This is a genomic window from Streptococcus sp. 116-D4 (genome assembly GCF_009731465.1).
GTDB lineage: Bacteria > Bacillota > Bacilli > Lactobacillales > Streptococcaceae > Streptococcus > Streptococcus pseudopneumoniae_E.
Genome location: NZ_AP021887.1, coordinates 1,616,480 through 1,632,221 on the forward strand (window position 1 = coordinate 1,616,480; position 15,742 = coordinate 1,632,221).

Here is a 15,742-nt window from a genome sequence, read left to right on the forward strand (position 1 = left end):
TAATATAGTCAAATATATGCGACACAAATTAGAAAGGAGTCCAGATGAATCGTGTGAAAGAATTTCGCAAGGAACTGGGCATTTCCCAGCTCGAACTCGCCAAGGATATCGGTGTCTCGAGACAAACCATCAATATGATTGAGAACGACAAGTACAATCCAACCCTGGAACTCTGTCTCAATCTCGCCCGCAGCCTCCAAACTGACCTCAACAGTCTCTTTTGGGAGGATAATTTTTAAAAAAGGAGCCAACTCATGAAAAAAGAAACCTTCACTGAAAAACTAATCAAACGCATTTATGGCATTTCAGGACCACTTGATGAACACAAACGACGTGAAGCTGACCGCATCGGAAATAAAATCTTTGTGATTCTCTTTTACCTCATGACTTTAGGTAATCTTATTCCCTTTTTCCTCGCTTATAAATATCCGCAAATTATCGCTATCGGCTATCCTCTTGTAGTACTCGGCATTTCGATAATTTCTTCTCTTTATGTGCTCTCCCAAACCAGGAAAACAGGTATCACAGCCATTGATCTAGATATGCTGAATGAGAAAGAAAGCAAGCAACTACACTACCCAGGTCTTAAAGCAGGTTTGTTCTTTGGTCTATGGATATTTTTTATAAATCCTCTTCTCGATATACTCATAGGTGAAGGTCAGGACTATTTTCATTCTCTTCTCACTATAAGAAATGGTGTGTCAAGCATTCTCGGTTCTATTTTCTTTGGAGCGATCATACAGTTCCTCATCTCCCGTCGCATTGCAAAAGCTAAGAAAGATCAAGATGAGAATTAGGAGGTGCCCTATGAAATCACTAATAACTTTACTTACCTATCATCTTTTGTTCAGTTCTCTGCTCATCTTCATCATCGTTTCAGGGAACTTGCCAATCAGAGAGATATTCCTCGTGCTAGTCTTTATTCCAGCCCTCAACAAAGGATTGACTTATCTAAAGATTGACTCCCAAAAAACGCGCATACTCAACTTAACACTATGCTTTATGATTCTATCCTTACCACAACTGACGCTCATTTCAAGCAATTGGAAGTATTATTTACTGCTCACTATCGCTATCCTTTCTTCTATCACTTATCTTTATTATCTCTATCAATTCGTAAAAGAAACAAAATAACATCGTTCATTTAGGAGAAATCACCCATGAAAAAAGAAGACTTAACAACTCGCCTACTTCGAAATTTCTTTCATATACAAGGGCCTTTTGATGAATGCCGTCAAGAGGTTATCTACAAGGCTTGCGCCCGTTCCATGATCCAAATCTTTTACTCTTCCTTCATTCTCTTCCTATTCTATATTTTGTTCGGAAGCTTTATAGAAATTGTTCGAAATGTTATGCCCTACATCTATTTTGGACTCATTTTGTTCATGAGTATAAAAACTCAAAAAGTCGTCCAAGAACTCCATCTGGAAAAAGATGACAAGTCAGAAATCATCCTCAAGACCTACAGCAAAGCCCAAATCAAATTCCGAAGCTGGCTTGTGTTTATCGGTATTCAGATTGGCCTCTTTACCTTACTCATCTTTCACAAAGTCTTCGTTCAGCAGATGTCCCTTTCAGATTTTGGGAAGTTGCTGGTGCAATTCGATAAAAGTGTTCCTCTCCTGATGTATGGCCTGATTATCGGTAGCATTTTTGGAACTCTGACCTACGGCTTTCTATCCCTACAGGAGGAAAAAACTCCTAAAAATACCAAACAGAAGGAGAAAAGCAAGTAATGACTTCACTATACGATTTTTCAGTTTTTAACCAAGACAATCAAGAAACTCCACTAGAGACCTATCGTGGTAAGATTCTCTTGGTTGTAAACACTGCTACTGGATGTGGTTTAACGCCCCAGTACCAAGGACTTCAAGAACTCTATGATCGCTATCAAGAACAAGGTTTTGAGATTCTAGACTTCCCTTGCAATCAGTTTATGGGACAAGCACCAGGCAGCGCAGAGGAAATCAACACCTTCTGTAGTCTACATTTCCAGACTACCTTCCCACGTTTTGCCAAAATCAAGGTCAACGGTAGGGAAGCAGATCCTCTCTATGTTTGGTTGAAAGAACAAAAATCTGGCCCACTGGGAAAACGAGTCGAATGGAATTTCGCTAAGTTTCTCATCGGTCGTGATGGTCAGGTCTTTGAACGCTTCTCCTCCAAAACAGACCCTAAACAAATTGAAGAGGCAATACAAAAACTACTCTGATTTTTTTGAATACATTCTTTCATTTAGTTTAATTCTTGAAAGGATGTATTTTTTCTTTAAAAAGTGAAAGAATTTCTTTAAATTAGGTCTACTTTCTCTATTGCATTTTTCCTGATAATCTAGTATATTTACCATGTGTTTATAATATAGAATTATTTATGTTGTATTCGGAACAGAAGAATTAAATTTTTTCTTCAAAAATGTAAGCGTTTTATATTTAAGAGATGAGGTGAAAAGAAACTAGAAGTTTTTTGTTGAATAAGATCGATACCAAGTAAGGCTTGGGCTCAAACAGTAGCTGACTGTCTTTTATAAAAACTAGGAGTACATTATGAATCGATACCTTTTTGAAAAAGGACAAACTTTTAGCATTAGAAAATTAACCGTTGGAGTTGCTTCAATCATGGTTGGTCTTGCTTTCTTTGCTTCTGGAACCGCACTCGCTGACGAAACAAAAATTGAAACTCCAACTTCTCAACCAAACGTGGAAAAACTCGCAGAGGTTGAGACTCCAAAACCTGAAACCAAGAATGAAAGTCCTCTAATCTCTACACCTCAAGAATTGAACGAGGAGAAGGAAGAAAATACGGCGAAATCAGTAGAAGAAACATCTGTACCAAATACTCCCACTTCTGACTTACTTCCTGAGGAAATCAATGATCAGGCTTATCCCGATACACCTGTAAAACAATTAAATACATCCGCAATTGTTGAAACGAAAGACAGTCCTCAAGTTGCAACCAAGAGCATTTTGAAAAAAAAGGAAGAAACTAAAAAAGAAGTTGGAAATGAAAATCGTGCCATCATTAATGGCGGTGAAGATCTTAAACACATCAACTATGATGGTCAACCCGCTACTGCTGCTAGTATGATTTACACTACATATAACGGGGACTCTCAACGCTATATCGTTTCAGGCTCTGGTATTTTTGTTGCACCTAATCTAATTCTTACAGTTGCTCATAATTTCTTAGAAGAAAACAAGGAAACTAGAGAAGGGCAGATTCGTGGTGGAAATTCCGCACAATTCTACTATAATGTTGGATCAAATAGCGAGAAGAAAAACTCTCTCCCATCTTCTGGAACAACTGTTTTATTCGAAGAAAAAAATATCCATTTCTGGAATAAAAAAGACTTCGGACAAGGATACAAGAATGATCTTGCTTTAGTAACAACTCCTGTCCCTCTTCCAATCGCCAGTCCAAATAAATCTGCAACCTTTGCACCTTTAGCTGATCATAAAACCTATCAGCCCGGAGAAGCTATTAGTACGATTGGGTATCCGACAGATTCTAGCTCAAAAGAACTCAAACAACCAATAGTAGCTGGTCAACTTTATAAAGCGGATGGTACTATTCGCTCTGTTGAAGCCTATAATGAGCAAGGAGCTACTGGAATCACCTACCAAACTACTTCTGTATCTGGTTTATCTGGAGGGGGTATTTTGGATAGCCAAGGAAAAGTTATCGGTATTCACCAACACGGAACAGTTGACAATGGAGTCCCTGAAAAAGACCGATTTGGTGGTGGACTCGTTCTTTCACCTGAGCAACTTAAATGGGTTAAAGATATGATTGCCCAATATGGGGTCAAGGGCTGGTACCAAGGAGATAATGGAAATCGTTATTATTTCACTAATGAAGGTCATATGCTTCGTAATGAAAAAGCTGTAATTGGTAACAATGAATATTCTTTCAATGAAAATGGAGTTGCTACTTTAACTAAAGGGGTAGAGTACGGTAGCGTTCTTGTCCAACACAAAGATGAGGAAGGTAATCTTGTCAAAGAAAACGACAAATTTATTGAATCAACAACGATTGACTCCCCATTTACTTACGATTTCAAAAAAGAAATTGAAAAAACTGATTTCTATGAGAAAAATAAAGAAAAATACGAAATCGTATCAATTGATGGTGTCAAAGTCAACAAACAACTAAAAGATACCTGGACTGAAGACCACAGTGTTGTAAGCAAAGTTCCTGCTGGTACACGTGTCATCAAGGTGGTTTATAAAGTGAATAAAGGTTCTTTCGAAATTCACTATCGTTTGAAAGGATCCGAAAAAGATCTAACAGAAGTAACTGCGGACAACAATAATGGAATGGAATACGATGTTTCTTTTGTCAACACTTTCCATGCAAAAGAAATCGCTGGCTACCGTCCAGTTAAGACAACATTGGAATCAAGTATTCAGCACAAAGGAGTAAATTCGGTCGTATTTGAATATGAATCAATCTCTGATAACTCCAATCCAACTACAAATGATTCGCCCGTCACCCATCCAGAAGATAAAGAAACCGAAATCGGTAACTACGGCCCTCTCCCAAGTAAAGCACAATTAGACTATCATAAAGAAGAATTAGCTGCTTTCATCCACTACGGCATGAATACCTACACTGACTCTGAGTGGGGACACGGGAATGAAGATCCAGGATACTTTGATCCAACGAACTTAGACACCGATCAATGGATTCGTACTCTTAAAGAAACTGGCTTCAAACGCACCATTATGGTAGTGAAACACCACGACGGTTTCGTTATTTACCCATCTAAATATACAAATCATACCGTAGCTGCTAGCCCTTGGAAAGATGGTAAGGGAGACCTTTTAGAAGAAGTTTCAAAATCAGCTACTAAATACGATATGAATATGGGGGTTTATCTATCTCCATGGGATGTTAATAGTCCTAAATACAAGGTTGATACAGAAAAAGAATACAACGAATATTATCTCAACCAACTAAAAGAAATTCTTGGAAATCCAAAATACGGAAACAAAGGTAAATTCATTGAAGTTTGGATGGATGGTGCGCGTGGTAGCGGTGCCCAGAAAGTAACCTACACCTTTGACGAATGGTTCAAATACATTAAGGAAGCTGAAGGAGATATCGCTATCTTCTCTGCACAACCAACAAGTATTCGTTGGATCGGAAATGAACGTGGTATCGCAGGTGATCCTGTATGGCACAAAGTAAAAAAAGCAAACATCACAGAAGATGTAAAAAATGAATACCTCAACCATGGAGACCCTGATGGCGATATGTACTCTGTAGGTGAAGCTGATGTTTCGATCCGTTCTGGTTGGTTCTATCATGATAACCAACAACCAAAATCACTCAAAGACTTGATGGATATCTACTTCAAATCTGTGGGTCGTGGAACCCCGCTTCTACTCAATATTCCACCAAATAGAGAGGGTAAATTTGCAGATGCTGACGTAGCTCGCTTGAAAGAATTCAAGGCGACCCTAGACCAAATGTATGCAACTGATTTCGCCAAAGGAGCGACTGTCACAGCAAGTTCTACTCGTCAAAACCACCTATATAAAGCAAGTAACCTTACAGACGGCAAAGACGATACCAGCTGGGCTCTCTCAAACGATGCTACAACTGGTAGTTTCACAGTAGATTTAGGTCAAAAGAGACGCTTTGATGTCGTTGAATTTAAAGAGGATATCGCTAAGGGACAACGTATTTCTGGATTTAAGATTGAAGTTGAAATCAACGGTCGCTGGGTCACTTATGGAGAAGGTGCAACAGTTGGCTACCGGCGCTTAATCCAAGGAAAACCTATCGAAGCACAAAAAATCCGTGTTACTATCACAGGAGCACAGGCTACCCCTATCTTAAACAACTTCTCAGTCTATAAGACACCAAGTAATATCGAAAAGACTGACGGTTATCCTCTTGGTCTAGAATATCACTCAAACACAACAGCAGATACAGCTGAAACAACTTGGAATAATGAATCTGAAGGTATTCGTGGCACTTCTATGTGGACCAATCAGAAAGATGCTAAAGCAACCTATCATTTCACAGGAACTAAAGCATATGTAGTCTCGACAGTGGACCCAGGACACGGAGAAATGTCCGTGTATGTTGACGGACAAAAGGTTGCTGATGTACAGACTAAAAACAGTACTCGCAAACGTAGCCAAAAAGTCTTTGAAACAGGTGATTTGGAACCAGGAGAACATACTATTACTCTCGTTAATAAAACAGGTGAACCAATAGCTACAGAAGGAATCTATTCCTTAAATAATGATAGTAGAGGTATGTTTGAACTAGAGTCTGCTAGCTACGACATCGAAAAAGGAAAACCAGTCACTGTTAAGATTAAACGTGTAGGTGGAAGCAAAGGGTTAGCCACTGTTCGCTTTATCACTGAACCTGGAACAGGGGTTCACGGGAAAGTCTACCAAGACACTACAAAGGATGTCACATTTAATGATGGGGAAACAGAAAAAATAGTTACTGTCCCAACTATCGACTTCAAAGAACAAGAAGATGCAATCTTTGATTTCAAAGCTAAACTCACTTCTGTATCTGATGGAGCCTTACTCGGCTTCACTACTGACTCTACTATTCAAGTAATGAATGCTGAGTTACTCAAGAAAGACCAGACTAGTTATGATGACCAAGTTAGCCAATTGGATTATAGCCCTGGATGGAAGCATGAAACAAATTCCCCAGATAAGTACAAACAAACTGAGTCTTGGGCTTCATTTAATCATTTAACAGATGATCAAAAGACTACGACAGCTGTAACAGCTTACTTTTACGGTACAGGACTAGAAATCAAAGGTTTTGTCGACCCAGGTCATGGTATCTATAAAGTATTGCTTGATGGTAAGGAAGTCCAATACCAAGATGGAATGGGTCATTCGTCAATTGTGAATGATAAAAAATACTTTAGTGGACATGCTACTGAACGCCAAGGCGATCAAACTTTGGTCAGCTTAAAAGGACTTGATGAAAATTTACATGCAGTAACCTTACAGCTTGATTCTGACCATAACGACATAACACAAAATATTGGTATCCAAGTTGACCGATTCATCACTTTTGGAGACGGTAGAGAACTATACAGCAAAGAAGATATTATTCGCTCTCTCTCTAAATGGAAAGACGACTTATCTAACTTCGATCCAAGTGGTTTGAAAAATACAGCAACTGCACGCCAAGCATTTAAGTCTAACCTTAATAAACTTACTAGACAGCTAAATTCTGATGTTGTAAATGTACAAGATGTGATGTTAACAGTCACTACTTTACAAGATATTCTTAGCAAGGATGAAAATTACCAAAAACCTGGTGATGATCCAACTCCAGATCAACCTGAACAACCTGAACAACCTGTAGAACCTAAACAACCTGAAAAACCAATTTCTACCTCAACTCCTGAAGAAGGAGTCAAGGATCTTGTCTTCCAACTCCCAAGTTTAGAAATGATTAAAAAGGTAGTACCATTCAAGACTATCCATCGTGAAAATCCACAATTAGAGAAAGGGAAAGAACAAGTCCTATCCGAAGGTAAAGAGGGAGCTATAATCGAGTATGTTGAAGTAGATGGAAATAATCGCAAAGTTCTCCAAACAGAAAATACACCGGCTCATGATCGCATCATCGAAGTTGGGTCTAAACAAAGCTCTGTAGGAACAGATACTCCACCAGTTGTAACTCTTCCTGAGTACCTTCTACCAAAAGAACCTGAAAAACCAATTACTTCTTCAAGTCCTGAAGAAGGAGTCAAGGACCTTATCTTCCAACTTCCAAGTTTAGAAATTGTTAAAAGAACAATTCCATTTAATACTATCCGTCGTGAAAATCCACAATTAGATCACGGGAAAGAACAAATTCTATCCGAAGGGAAAGATGGTCTACTTGTCGAGTACGTCGAAGTAGATGGTAGTAATCGCAGAGTGGTCCAAACTGAATCAACTCCAGCTCTAGACCGAGTGATTGAAGTTGGGACTCAACAAAGATCTGTAGGAACAGATACATCTCCAACAGTAACTCTTCCTGAGACTGAGCTACCAAGAAAAGCAGAAAAATCTTCTCCTGCTATTGTGACAAAAGATTCACCAACAAAAACTGAAAAAGTAGTTCCTACTGTTGTAACAGAGGATTCACCAGCAAAAGATGAAAAAGCCCCTATTACCACTACAGTTAAACAAAACAAGGAAAAACAACTCCCAGAAACTGGAGAGCAAGAAGCAAATGCCTTCTTATTCTTAGCTGCTATTACTTCAGTCTTGTCTCTACTCATCTTCCAAAAGAATTTCAAAGACTAATTAAAATCTTTACTTCATTCTTTTCAATGATTCTAGTTCCCCCAAAGAGAAGACCAGCCGGTCTTCTCTTTTTCTATATATAAATCAAAAAACATCCATAAATTTCTATGGATGTCTTAGTATATATAAAACAGAATGATTCTGGCCGCCCCGTTACTAGTTTATTATTTCTTTAGAATAACTCTGCTGAATAATAAACTTTAATCCGCTTTAAAAATTCTTGCGCCACAAGAGAAAGATAGCGACTTTCCTTCCAGACTAATATCGTCTCAAAGTTGAGAGAAGGCTCCATAGGGACAAAAGTTCCCTCAGCATCGATTCTGTTTTTGACAGCCCCCTCAATACAGACTAGAGCCCCAAGTTCCTGCTCCAAATCCTATAACTGACGACTGAGTGTCGGCTGAGTAATCATCAGCTTCTCAGCTGCCTTGGAGATACTCCCCTCCTCAGCAATAGTAATAAAATAACGAAGCACTCTTAACTCTATGCCATCCTCCTAATTTTCCTCATAAGATTTAAACGGTTGATTCTTCTCAGGATATCGATCTGGTGTAATGGCGAGTCCCATTTGCTCTTTTTCGTGATATAACTCTTTCATAAGCGACCACATCATCAACACTAGTACTATGGAAAATGGCAAAGCGACAATAATGAGCGTGTTTTGTAAAGCTGTCAATCCACCAGAAAACATGAGTGCAATAGCAATCAAGGCCAGCATGACACCCCAAATCACCTTTTTACGATTACTTGGTTTTAGATTGCCATCTTCAGACAACATGGCCAAAACATAGGTGGCAGAATCCGCTGAGGTCACAAAGAAGGTTAAAACTAAAATAATTGCCAGGAGTGAAAGGACACTTCCCAGAGGATATTCATTAAAAGATGCAAAAAGAATTTCTTCTGTGGCAAAATGTATCAAATCAACCCCCGAATCTTGTAGTGAAGTAGATAAGGTACCAAAAGCAGAAAACCAGATAAAACTAAGGACTGTTGGTGTCAAAAGCACTACTGTCAAAAATTCGCGAATAGTCCGACCTTTTGAGATACGGGCAATAAAGACGCCCACAAAAGGTGACCAGGAAATCCACCATGCCCAGTAAAAAATGGTCCATTGGTTAATCCAATCCCGCTTGGTCTCATCAAAAGCCGCCGCCCGAAAACTCATACGGAAGAAGTTTTGAAAATAAAGGCCGATAGAGTCTGTCATGGTGTCAAATATCTTAACCGTTGGCCCCAAAACTATGACTCCAGCAAGCAAGACAACAGCTAAAATCAAGTTTGTATTAGATAGGATTTTAACACCCTTTCCTAAACCTGATAAGGCTGAAATAAGAAAAAGAATTGTCGCAATGATGATAATGATGACTTGCACAAGACTATTATTAGGAATACCAAAGACATAGGAGAGACCACCATTGATTTGTGAGGCACCAAAGCCGAGCGTTGTCGCTACCCCAATCACTGTTGCAATAATGGTGATGGTATCGATAATGGTTGCTATTGGTCCGTCCGCATATTTTCCAAAAAGAGGCTTAAAGACGACTGAGAGCTGATATTTCTCCCGTTTACGAAAGCCAAAATAAGCCAAAGACAATCCCACCAGAGCATAGACCGCCCAAGCATGAAATCCCCAATGAAAAAAAGTAAAGCGAAAAGCATCTGCGAGAGCATCCGCACTGCCTATTTCTGCATTGGGCGTCGAGATAGCAAAGTGACTCAAAGGCTCTGCTGCCCCATAGAAGACCAGACCAATCCCCATTCCAGCAGAAAACATCATGGCAATCCATGACGTCGTCGAATGCTCTGGCCGACTCGTGGGATTACCCAAACGAATCTGCCCTATCGGACTTACAATTAAAAAGACACAAAAAACTAAAATCCCCGTAACCAATAACAAGTAAAACCAGCCAACACTAGTTGTTAAGAGATTTTTTAAATAAGAACTAATATTTTGAAACTGCTGGGGAACAAAGAGCCCTAACAAGACTAAAATAAATATGATGACGAGTGAAAGCTGAAAAACTTTTGTTATTTTAGAACGCTTCACCATTTTACCTCCTTATGTGTTCTTAGTTATAGAAAGTTTTTGAGAAAACTTAAAATTCTATATAATTTTATTATAACACAAAACCTTTTAGATATAGTTTGTATAAGCAGATGACAATTTCTTTTTTGTTCTCTCGGTACAAATAGCAATAATTTTGTAATATCAAAGCTCATCTAGTATTTTTTCTATTTTACTCAAGTACCTTTTATTTAATATCTTCACTAATTCCTCCAATTTCCTCACCGCATTTTCGTATTCTTCGATTTTATTGTCTAGCTGATTCTGTAACCATTTAATCTCAGATTCAATCTGTCCAATCGTTATGTCCTGCGATAAATTCATTTTAGAACATTCATACTTAGCTAGTCTCTTGATATCTTGATTCTCACTTTGTAAGCTTACAACGATTTCTGCCATCTTGTTTAAAGTGGCAGTATTTTCTTGCAGATTTGTAAAATTGCCAGCTGCCCAGAACTTTCCAGTTTTAACAGCTAACGATAAGATAACTTGGTGGCTTCGCCCCCAAAACCCCAATATAAATCTAAATTACAAAAAGTATAACAAATACTTTTTGATAAAATTATCACAGAAAAAAGAGCCCTATTGGACTCTTACAAACTAAAACAATGTCTCTGATATTCATACTGTCTAATGCCACTACTGTCTTTGTTCATCTTGATAGAAAAAACAAAATAGTGGTCACGACCGTCTAAAGATTTGTTTTTGTTAAGTTTAAAATAATGTTTTTGAGACATAGCCATTGTGCGTAAAATATCATCAGTGATAAATGTTAATGGTATATCTAGAGCGGAATACTTGTAAAAATCTGATTCAAACCGTAAATAAGAATCAGAAAAATAATCTAGCTGCAATTTATCATCATATAATTCTTTACGATTCATGTAATTCCTCACCTTCTATCTGGATATCGAGTATATCTTCCCTTCTTAAACGAAGAAAACTAGTTTCTGACTTAATAGATATAAACTCTTTCCCAATCTCTTTAATAGTACCCGAGACTACTTTTCTTTGATTAGAAAACTTAAAAACAAACGTTGCAGGAAATGCATTCGTATAAAGCTGCCGAACAAGTAAAACTTTCTCTTCCATTGAGAGAGAAATGGAGATATCTTCTCTATTTTTTTCTTCCCTAAGCGAACTGCTATGTTCTGAAAGGTAAAATCCCATCCATTTCTGCATACCTGGATCTTGATAATCTCGCGCAGATTGAAAAGGTAAATAAGAACGATCAATCATTGTAATCCGTCTAATCCTCCAGCAGAATGTCCCCCAATCAGCTTGCTTCTGGCAAGGCTCCTAGAGGCTTCTTCCAGTGCATTGGCCTTTAAGAGAGAAGTGAAACCAAATTGTTCCCGAATGGAGTCAATAGCCGTCTGGAGCCTTTCTTCTTTTTCTAACTTGTCAACATCATCAAAGAGGGAGATCAAACCAAAGGACTCGTCCACAAATCCTGAATAGTTGACTCCGACCCTTCTGACCGCTCCAGAAGTGTATTTACTATGAAATAGCTTCAAAACATAATCCGTTAAGACAGCAGTATTATTGGTCGGTTCGACCTTCATTTGTGTGTGAATAGACGGTCTGACCTCCTGTTTAGAGAATCCGACATAGATAGAGACAAGGCTTGTTTTCTTACCCGCCCTTCTCAGTCTAATAGCTACCTGCTCCGCCATTTCCCGGAGAATAATTTCAATATCCCTTAGCTTCACGTAGTCTCTCGGCAAGATTTGAGAATTCCCCAATCCCTTGGATTTGGCTTTATAGGGCTTATGAACATTGCTCTCATCAATCCCGTTAGCATGAAACCACAAACGCAGACCAGCCTGACCCAGAACTTTCTTTAGCTGGTCGGGATTGCTGGTTGCCAATTCCTTGATGGAAAAAATCCCCAGAGCATACAAGCGTTTCTCCATTCGCCTGCCAATCCCCCAAAAATCCGTCATCTTAGGGATGGCCCAGACCTTCTCTTCCACATCCTGGTAAGACCAGTTGGCCCTCATGGTCGGAGTGTGCTTGGCTTCATTATCCAGAGCCAACTTAGCCAGTAAGGGATTGGCATTGGACATACCTACTGTAGAGTAGATTCCTGTCTTCCTCCAAATATCCCTCTGAATACGAGCAGATAGCAAATCCAGCTTGTCTTTACGAGAGAGACTCTTGTCTGGGATAAAATAGTTGAGCGAACTAGTCAGGTCAATAAAGCCCTCATCGATAGAGTAAGGATAAATATCATCTGGACTGCCATAATTCTGAAAGATTCGCTGGATTTCCATATTGATTGCAATGTACTCGCCCATCTGAGGTGGCACAATCAAGGTGACTTGAGCCCAATTTTCGATGTAGCGAACATAGTCTGAGTCGGTAGGTAGCCCTTGCTTTCTAGCATTATAGTAGGAAAATTTGCGGGTCTTGACATCAAAGGGCAGATCATAGGCCCGACCAACATTTGACTTGCCAAAAATCTTCTTAAACAGGGGAGAGGAGGCTAGGATAAGACCAGTTGAATTATCCGCGCGACTCATGACACAAAGCGAGGTTTTTAGCGGATGCAAGCCCCTTTTCACGCACTCAACACTGGCATAAAAGGATTTCATATCGACAAAGGCAATGTCACTTTTAGGCTCTCTGGAATAATCAAAGTAGCCCATTGGCTAGCCCTCCATCGGCACGAAGTTCCCAACGATAATCCCCACAATCCGAGGTTCTTCCTCATAGGAGATGAAAATATCCTTGTATTTAGGATTGATAGAGACCAGACGCAATCCTTTCTCCTCTCTATAAACCCGTTTAATATAGGTCTGGTTGTTACAAACCACTGCATAAACCGCCCCGTCATAGTCAAATCCTGTCTCTCGAATCAGAGCCACGGAGCCATTTTGGTATTTAGGTTCCATGGAGTCCCCAGACACCCATGACGCAAAATCATGGGCCAACTCCTCATTAAAGTAAACCGTATCAAAATTCCGATCATCGTAGACCGAAGCCCCAATCCCCGCTGACATGCGTTCATAAACACGGTACTCGTAGAGGCGCTCTGGCATATCTGTCACTTTCTGGACTTGCTCCTCTTGAGATAGGTTGCGAGCATAGAGAACAACCTTCTCCTGCCCTTGCTTAGAGAGACTATTGTAGAGACGGACAATCTCGATCTGAGTAAAATATCCTTTTGGTACTTTTAAAATGTTCTCTAGCTGAGCTACCTTCTCCTTAGACGGTTCTTTGACTCCACGTTCCCAAGCTGAGTAAGCCTGGAAACTAATCCCAAGTTGCTCTGCGATCTCCTTCTGTGTCAGTTTTAACTCTTTCCTTCGAGCCTTTAATTTTTCTGGCTGATACATACTTCACCTCCTATTATGATGCTTTAATGGATATTATCTCTCTTAGAAAGACTAATTTTTAGTTGCGTCACTTCATAAAAATCAACCAATTTGGTTTAATTTTATTATATAAAAAATGTAGACAAATGTCTACTAGGAAAATCAGAAACATCGTGAGTTTTATACTCAATGAAAATCAAAGAGCAAACTAGAAAACTAGCCGCAGATTGCTCAAAACACTGTTTTGAGGTAGTAGATAAGACTGACGAAGTTAGCTCAAAACACCGTTTTGAGGTTGCAGATAGAACTGACGAAGTCAGCTCAAAGCACTGCTTTGAGGTTGTAGATAAGACTGACAAAGTCAGTCACATATCTACGGCAAGGCGACGTTGACGCGGTTTGAAGAGATTTTCGAAGAGTATTAATCAAACTAAAAGGATCTAGCCCTATACAATACAGAACTAAATCCTTTGAATAAATAATTGATCTAAGTTTTAGAATTCCTACAGAAATTCCAGTTTTTCTCTATTTGATACCAGACATTAGTTTTTCAATACGTGGAACGTAGAAGAGTAAGATAATACCGAATACAATTGTAATCCCTCCAACAATTCCATAGTAAGCAACTTCAGTTTCGCTCGTATAAAATTTTACAATTTGAGCATTGATAGCTTGGGCAGCAGCATTACTCAAGAACCAGATAGACATCATTTGTGCTTGGAAGGATTTTGGTGCTAGCTTATTAGTGACTGATAGACCAATCGGAGAAATCAACATTTCCCCCACAATCACAATAGCCCAACTCATAATCAACCAGAAAGGACTGACCTTAGCATCTGTCCCAAAGAGCATCCCTGGTAACGTCATCCACAAGAAGGATAAACCTGCCGCAAATAAACCATAAGCAAATTTCTTAGAAGAGGACGGTTGCTTTTTACCCATTTTCCCCCATAACCATGCAAAAATCGGCACATAAATCATAATGAAAAGTGGATTGATACTTTGGAAAAAGCTAGATGGGAAATGAATCTGATTCCCAAATACATCAAAGTAAAGTCGAGTTTGATCATCCGCAAATAGAGCGAGAACAACAGACCCCTGCTCCTCAATAGACCAGAAGAGTACTCCAGCGATAAATAAAGGAATGTAGGCAAATACTCGGGATCTCTCAGTGGCAGTTATTTTCTGACTAGATAAAATCTTGAAGAAATAGTAGATTGGAATGATTACCGCAATCACTGTAAAGATATTAACAATCATATCCACGTTAAACTGGTGAGTAAAGACTAGACCTATAACCACGAGAATAACCACGACAAGTGTAATCAGCAAGCGTTTAATCAAGGTCTGCTGCTCCTTCTGTGAAAGGGGATCAGTGGGGTAAAGGCTTGATTCAGGCAGATACTTCTTCCCATCTAAAACATACTTCACCAGACCAAAGAACATCCCAATGGCAGCTAGTGAGAAACCTAGGTGGAAATTGACTTCCTGACCTAGATAACCCACTAGATAAGGGGCAACGAAGGCACCTAAGTTAATACCAAAGACAAAGATACTAAAACCTGCATCCCGTCTATCATCCTCTTTCTCATAAATTCCCCCAACCATATCTGAGATATTGGGTTTTAAAAATCCAGTTCCAAAGATAATCAAGGCAATAGAAAAATAGAGAGCCATTTGTCCAAAAGGTGTTGCCAAAGCAATATGCCCTAGCATAATCAGAATCCCACCGTAAAAGACAGTCTTACGGCTTCCTAAAATACGGTCACTGACAAAACCACCGACAACCGAGGACAAAAATACCAGCGAGCCATAAATCGCCATAACCGATGCAGCCGTGGTCTTATCCATCCCCAACCCACCATCTTGCACACTATAGTACATATAGTAAAGTAGGATAGCTCGCATCCCATAGTAAGAAAAGCGTTCCCACATCTCTGTAAAGAAGAGCGTGGACAAGCCCATAGGATGTCCAAAAAATGTTTTCTGTTTTTCCATACATATTCTCCTTTAACGATATAACAATTCATTTTACAGAATTTTCAAATAAATGTCAAACAAATCATGTTTTT

The 15,742-nt window shown here is 39.2% G+C and carries 12 protein-coding genes and 2 pseudogenes; 6 read left to right on the forward strand and 8 right to left on the reverse strand.

Annotated elements, in window-relative coordinates:
• The first annotated feature begins 44 nt into the window (after positions 1-44).
• The 6 genes from UKS_RS08135 (at position 45) to UKS_RS08160 (ending at position 8,285) form a co-directional block, all read left to right on the forward strand.
• Entirely contained in the window at positions 45-239 is a 195-nt protein-coding gene (locus tag UKS_RS08135) for a helix-turn-helix transcriptional regulator (protein WP_001082471.1), read from the forward strand.
• 15 nt (positions 240-254) lie between these two features.
• Positions 255-797, forward strand: a complete 543-nt coding sequence (locus tag UKS_RS08140; RefSeq protein WP_156012632.1) for a DUF3278 domain-containing protein — start codon at positions 255-257, stop codon at positions 795-797.
• Positions 798-807: 10 nt separating this feature from the next.
• Entirely contained in the window at positions 808-1,134 is a 327-nt protein-coding gene (locus tag UKS_RS08145; RefSeq protein WP_156012634.1) for a hypothetical protein, read from the forward strand.
• Between the two features lie 26 nt (positions 1,135-1,160).
• Complete coding sequence (locus tag UKS_RS08150) at positions 1,161-1,736, forward strand: DUF3278 domain-containing protein (RefSeq protein WP_156012636.1); 576 nt, start codon at positions 1,161-1,163, stop codon at positions 1,734-1,736.
• A complete protein-coding gene (locus tag UKS_RS08155; protein WP_156012638.1) occupies positions 1,736-2,212 on the forward strand; it encodes a glutathione peroxidase in 477 nt (158 codons plus the stop codon). Before UKS_RS08150 ends, UKS_RS08155 begins: the two co-directional genes overlap by 1 nt.
• 331 nt (positions 2,213-2,543) lie before the next feature.
• Entirely contained in the window at positions 2,544-8,285 is a 5,742-nt protein-coding gene (locus UKS_RS08160; RefSeq protein WP_156012639.1) for an alpha-L-fucosidase, read from the forward strand.
• A gap of 379 nt (positions 8,286-8,664) precedes the next feature.
• On the opposite strand, the pseudogene UKS_RS08165 reads toward UKS_RS08160, so the two are convergent.
• From UKS_RS08165 to UKS_RS08200, 8 genes and pseudogenes are all read right to left on the reverse strand, one after another.
• A pseudogene (locus UKS_RS08165) lies at positions 8,665-8,772 on the reverse strand (LysR family transcriptional regulator); the annotation flags it as partial.
• 9 nt (positions 8,773-8,781) lie between these two features.
• Positions 8,782-10,335, reverse strand: a complete 1,554-nt coding sequence (locus UKS_RS08170) for a BCCT family transporter (protein WP_080977097.1) — start codon at positions 10,333-10,335, stop codon at positions 8,782-8,784.
• 159 nt (positions 10,336-10,494) lie between these two features.
• Positions 10,495-10,785 (reverse strand): annotated as a pseudogene (locus UKS_RS08175) (helical hairpin domain-containing protein); the annotation flags it as partial.
• Between the two features lie 158 nt (positions 10,786-10,943).
• Complete coding sequence (locus UKS_RS08180) at positions 10,944-11,234, reverse strand: DUF5960 family protein (RefSeq protein WP_049497177.1); 291 nt, start codon at positions 11,232-11,234, stop codon at positions 10,944-10,946.
• A complete protein-coding gene (locus UKS_RS08185) occupies positions 11,224-11,589 on the reverse strand; it encodes a hypothetical protein (protein ID WP_156012642.1) in 366 nt (121 codons plus the stop codon). Before UKS_RS08185 ends, UKS_RS08180 begins: the two co-directional genes overlap by 11 nt.
• Positions 11,586-13,001, reverse strand: a complete 1,416-nt coding sequence (locus UKS_RS08190) for a Y-family DNA polymerase (RefSeq protein WP_156012644.1) — start codon at positions 12,999-13,001, stop codon at positions 11,586-11,588. Before UKS_RS08190 ends, UKS_RS08185 begins: the two co-directional genes overlap by 4 nt.
• A 3-nt stretch (positions 13,002-13,004) precedes the next feature.
• A complete protein-coding gene (locus tag UKS_RS08195) occupies positions 13,005-13,691 on the reverse strand; it encodes a helix-turn-helix domain-containing protein (protein WP_156012646.1) in 687 nt (228 codons plus the stop codon).
• Between the two features lie 504 nt (positions 13,692-14,195).
• Positions 14,196-15,668 carry a peptide MFS transporter gene (locus UKS_RS08200; RefSeq protein ID WP_173020480.1) on the reverse strand — a complete coding sequence of 491 codons (1,473 nt, stop codon included), beginning with the start codon at positions 15,666-15,668 and terminating at the stop codon, positions 14,196-14,198.
• Between the last annotated feature and the right edge of the window lie 74 nt (positions 15,669-15,742).

Bases quoted from the DNA above. Each gene is read 5' to 3' on its own strand.
- UKS_RS08135 (WP_001082471.1), top strand. From the start codon at position 45: ATGAATCGTGTGAAAGAATTTCGCAAGGAACTGGGCATTTCCCAGCTC.
- UKS_RS08140 (WP_156012632.1), top strand. From the start codon at position 255: ATGAAAAAAGAAACCTTCACTGAAAAACTAATCAAACGCATTTATGGC.
- UKS_RS08145 (WP_156012634.1), top strand. From the start codon at position 808: ATGAAATCACTAATAACTTTACTTACCTATCATCTTTTGTTCAGTTCT.
- UKS_RS08150 (WP_156012636.1), top strand. From the start codon at position 1,161: ATGAAAAAAGAAGACTTAACAACTCGCCTACTTCGAAATTTCTTTCAT.
- UKS_RS08155 (WP_156012638.1), top strand. From the start codon at position 1,736: ATGACTTCACTATACGATTTTTCAGTTTTTAACCAAGACAATCAAGAA.
- UKS_RS08160 (WP_156012639.1), top strand. From the start codon at position 2,544: ATGAATCGATACCTTTTTGAAAAAGGACAAACTTTTAGCATTAGAAAA.
- UKS_RS08170 (WP_080977097.1), bottom strand. From the start codon at position 10,335: ATGGTGAAGCGTTCTAAAATAACAAAAGTTTTTCAGCTTTCACTCGTC.
- UKS_RS08180 (WP_049497177.1), bottom strand. From the start codon at position 11,234: ATGAATCGTAAAGAATTATATGATGATAAATTGCAGCTAGATTATTTT.
- UKS_RS08185 (WP_156012642.1), bottom strand. From the start codon at position 11,589: ATGATTGATCGTTCTTATTTACCTTTTCAATCTGCGCGAGATTATCAA.
- UKS_RS08190 (WP_156012644.1), bottom strand. From the start codon at position 13,001: ATGGGCTACTTTGATTATTCCAGAGAGCCTAAAAGTGACATTGCCTTT.
- UKS_RS08195 (WP_156012646.1), bottom strand. From the start codon at position 13,691: ATGTATCAGCCAGAAAAATTAAAGGCTCGAAGGAAAGAGTTAAAACTG.
- UKS_RS08200 (WP_173020480.1), bottom strand. From the start codon at position 15,668: ATGGAAAAACAGAAAACATTTTTTGGACATCCTATGGGCTTGTCCACG.